Here is a 3882-nt window from a genome sequence, read left to right as displayed (position 1 = left end):
CTTCGTGAGCCCCAACCGTCACACGGGGGGTCCTCCTCGCCCCGGGGGAAGCTACTGGCCGAAGGAGAGACGCAGGTCGCGGAAGACGAGCTGGTTCAGCCGGAACCGGCCCTGACCGAGATCTTCGGCCTCGACGAGTGGCTCGGGGCTCAACCAAGTGAACCGCAGCAGCGAGCCCGGCCCGTTGGGGCGCACGCTGAACCGGATGACGTCGCCCGGACGGTCGGACCACAGCGACGACCACACCACCTCGCGCTCCCCCGTCGCCAGCACCCGCGGTTCCACCTCGCCGCCACGCAACGCGAGCCAGGGGCGTCCGGTCGGACGCCGCGGCTCGCTGAGCGTGGCCACGATCACGGCCGTGGGTGCCGGCATGGGCTTCTCGCGTGAGCCGAGTTCGTACAGGTCGGCCAGGTTCAGGTCCACGCCTCCAGTGTCTCACCGGGCCCGCGGATGTGCGGCGGTGAAGACCTCGCGCAGGTGCTCGGCGGTGACGAGGGTGTAGATCTGCGTCGTCGTCACCGACGCGTGTCCCAGCAACTCCTGGACGACCCGCACGTCGGCGCCTCCGTCGAGCAGGTGGGTCGCGAACGAGTGCCGCAACGTGTGCGGGCTGACGTCGGCGTCGATCCCGGCGCGCCCGGCGTGCTCGCCGACGATGCTGAACGCCGACTGCCGGCTCAACCGCTCGCCGCGGCTGTTGAGCAACAGCGCCGGCCCCGGACGCTTCGCCCGGCCGATCAGCGCTGGACGCCCCCGCACCAGCCAGGCGCCCACGGCGTCCCGGGCGTACGAGCCGAGCGGCACGATCCGCTCCTTGCGACCCTTGCCGAACAGGCGCAGGCCGAGATCGGGGTCGTCGAGCTGGGCGGTGACGTCGTCCACGTCGAGACCGACGACCTCCGACACGCGGGCCCCGGTGCCGTACAGAAGTTCGAGCAGCGCGGCGTCCCGCAGGCCGGCGGGCGTGGAGCGGTCGGGGGCGTCCAACAGCGCCTGCACCTGGTCGAGCGCGAGCGCCTTGGGCAGCCTGCGGCCCTGCTTGGGCACGGCGACCCGGACAGCCACGTTGTCGGGCGCCTCGCCGTCGGTCGCGCAGAACGCGTGGAACGAGCGCACCGCCGCGAGCGCCCGCGCGACGCTCGACACCGCGAGCGGACGCCGCCCCTGCGCCCCTGCGCGCAGCGCGGCGGCGAAGGACGCCACGTGCTCCGGCAGCACGGAGGCCACGTCGGCGATGCCGGCGGCCTCGAGGTGGGCGAGGTAGCGCGCCAGGTCGCGCCGGTAGCCCGAGACCGTGTTCCGGGACGCCCCCACCTCGGCTGTCAGGTGGTCCAGGTAGGCCGCCACCGCACGCTCGGGAGAGGTCATGGGGCCAGACTAGGCAGCCCCGGGCTCAGCGTGGCCGCGGCTGCCCGCCGAGGGAACGAATCTGCTCGTCGCGGGCGTGCTTGACCTCGCGGGCCGCCCAGGGTGCGCTGGGGGTCCGAAGGGCGCCGAGGCGCCCCGTGCGCAGGGCGGCGTGCGCGGCCAGCGCGCCCACCACCATGGTCGGATTCTGGACGCGGCCGGCGAAGATGGCGTCCACCAGGTCGTCGAGGGCGACGAGGCAGACCTCCATGTCGGCCTCCTCGTGCTCCAGGACGAACCCCTCGGGCCGCGCCGCCGGCGCAAGCCCGCGGGCGAGGTACACGCGCAGCGACTCCTGCAGGCAGCCGGGGGACGTCATGAAGTCGACGAGCACGCGCCAGTCGGACGCCGTCAGCTGCGCCTCCTCGGCCAGCTCGCGCTCGGCGGCCTCCAGCCAACTCTCGCCGGCGGCGTCCAGCAACCCCGCGGGTGGCTCGACGAGCCGGAAGCCGACCGGATGCCGGAACTGGCGCACCACGACGACGCGCTCGGCCTCGTCGAGGGCGATGACGCCGACTGCGCCGGTGTGCAGCAGGTAGTCGCGCTTCATGGTCTGGCCCCCCGGAGTCTCGACGACGTCGCGCACGAAGTCCTGGACGACGCCCTCGGCGAGCACCTCGTGCGACACGACGGGCCAGGCCAGTGGCTCGTCGGCGATGGCGTCGCCCGCCAGGATCGGCAGATCGAGCATCAGGACTCCTCGGTGAACAGCCGCTGGCTGCGCATCCGCTCGACGGCCGCCCGGAGCAGCCCCACGAACAGCGGGTGCGGCTTGGTCGGGCGCGACTTGAGTTCGGGATGGGCCTGGGTCGCCACGTAGTAGGGGTGCAGCGCCCGGTCGAGCTCGACGAACTCGACGAGCTTGCCGTCCGGCGAGGTGCCGGACACGTGCAGCCCGGCCGCCTCCAGTTGCTCGCGATAGTCGTTGTTGACCTCGTAGCGGTGGCGGTGCCGCTCCGAGACCTCACGGGTTCCGTAGGCCTCAGCGATGATCGACCCCTTCGTGAGCGTCGCCGGGTAGGCGCCCAGCCGCATGGTGCCGCCCAGGTCGCCCGCCCCCTCGACGTAGGCGTGCTGCTCGGCCATCGTCGAGATGACCGGGTACTCGGTGCCCGGGTCGAACTCGGTGGACGCCGCCCCCTCGAGCCCGCACAGGTTGCGGGCGGCCTCCATCACCATGCACTGCAGGCCAAGGCAGAGGCCCAGCGCGGGAATCTGGTTCTCTCGGGCGTAGGTCAGTGCCCCCAGCTTGCCCTCGACGCCCCGGATGCCGAACCCTCCCGGGACTACGACGCCGTCGACGTCGTGGAGTTGCTCGGCCGCCCCCTCCGGCGTGGCGCAGGTGTCGGACGCCACCCAGCGGATGTTCGCTTTCGCCCAGTTCGCGAACGCGCCGGCGCGCAACGCCTCGGAGACGGAAAGGTAGGCGTCCGGGAGGTCGATGTACTTGCCGACGAGAGCGATCGTGACCTCCTCCTTCGGGTGGTGCACCTTGTCGAGGAGGTCGTTCCAACGCTTCCAGTCCACATCGCGGAAGCTGACCCCCAACCGGCGGACCACGTAGGCGTCCAGACCCTCGTTGAACAGCACTTTGGGGATGTCGTAGATGCTCGGGGCGTCCGGGCAGGAGATCACAGCCTCCTCGTCGACGTCGCACATGAGGGCGATCTTGCGCTTGATGCCGGGCGGGATGTCGCGGTTGGAGCGGCAGACGATCGCGTCCGGGGTGATGCCCACCTGCCGCAGGGCGGCCACCGAGTGCTGCGTCGGCTTGGTCTTGAGCTCGCCGGAGGGGCCGATGTAAGGCACGAGGGAGACATGCAGGAAGAAGACGTGCTCGCGGCCCACCTCCCGGCGCACCTGACGGGCGGCCTCGAGGAACGGCAGCGACTCGATGTCGCCCACCGTGCCACCGATCTCGTGGATGACGATGTCGGTGCCCTTGGTGGCCATGGCGAGCATGTCGTCGCGGATCTGGTTGGTGATGTGCGGAATCACCTGCACGGTGTCGCCCAGGAAGTCGCCGCGGCGCTCCTTCGCGATGACCGTCGAATAGACCTTGCCGGTCGTGACGTTGGCGTCGGCGGAGAGATTGGCGTCGAGGAAGCGTTCGTAGTGGCCGATGTCGAGGTCGGTCTCGGCGCCGTCCTCGGTGACGAACACCTCGCCATGCTGGAACGGGTTCATGGTCCCGGGATCGACGTTGAGGTAGGGATCCAGCTTCTGCATGGTCACGTTCATGCCGCGCGCCACGAGCAGGGACCCGAGCGACGACGCCGTCAGACCCTTCCCGAGCGAGGAGGCGACGCCCCCGGTGACGAAGATGTGCTTGGTCTGCGATGTCTGCCCCACGGGATTCCACCATATCGTCCGCGTCCGACGCCGCGCACCCGCCGCCCCGCGGGCTGGCGTGACGGGTGCGTTATGTCGCCCCCGTGTTGGGGGGGGGGGGGGGGGGGTGGGGGGGGGGGG

Annotated in this window: 4 protein-coding genes; all 4 read right to left on the bottom strand. The window is 71.3% G+C overall.

Annotated elements, in window-relative coordinates; translation table 11 throughout:
• Positions 1–51 precede the first annotated feature (51 nt).
• From Q1K57_RS14615 to Q1K57_RS14600, 4 genes are read right to left on the bottom strand one after another with little or no spacing between them, the layout of a single operon-like run.
• Complete coding sequence (locus tag Q1K57_RS14615; RefSeq protein ID WP_300083904.1) at positions 52–426, bottom strand: hypothetical protein; 375 nt, start codon at positions 424–426, stop codon at positions 52–54.
• A 12-nt stretch (positions 427–438) separates the two neighbouring features.
• Entirely contained in the window at positions 439–1371 is a 933-nt protein-coding gene (locus tag Q1K57_RS14610; RefSeq protein WP_300083902.1) for a site-specific tyrosine recombinase XerD, read from the bottom strand.
• Positions 1372–1396: 25 nt separating this feature from the next.
• Positions 1397–2101 carry an NUDIX hydrolase gene (locus Q1K57_RS14605; protein ID WP_300083900.1) on the bottom strand — a complete coding sequence of 235 codons (705 nt, stop codon included), beginning with the start codon at positions 2099–2101 and terminating at the stop codon, positions 1397–1399.
• Positions 2101–3762: a CTP synthase gene (locus tag Q1K57_RS14600; protein ID WP_300083898.1), complete on the bottom strand. Its 1662-nt coding sequence runs from the start codon at positions 3760–3762 to the stop codon at positions 2101–2103. The genes Q1K57_RS14605 and Q1K57_RS14600 overlap by 1 nt, the downstream gene beginning before the upstream one ends.
• Between the last annotated feature and the right edge of the window lie 120 nt (positions 3763–3882).

The sequence above is a fragment of the Propioniciclava sp. genome (genome assembly GCF_029977985.1).
In the GTDB taxonomy this organism is placed as follows: domain Bacteria; phylum Actinomycetota; class Actinomycetes; order Propionibacteriales; family Propionibacteriaceae; genus Propioniciclava.
Note: the sequence above shows the minus strand (reverse complement) of the source record. Positions and strands in the feature narration are given on the sequence as shown.

Coding starts and splice junctions, on each gene's coding strand:
- Q1K57_RS14610 (WP_300083902.1), bottom strand. CDS start 1,371: ATGACCTCTCCCGAGCGTGCGGTGGCGGCCTACCTGGACCACCTGACA.
- Q1K57_RS14605 (WP_300083900.1), bottom strand. CDS start 2,101: ATGCTCGATCTGCCGATCCTGGCGGGCGACGCCATCGCCGACGAGCCA.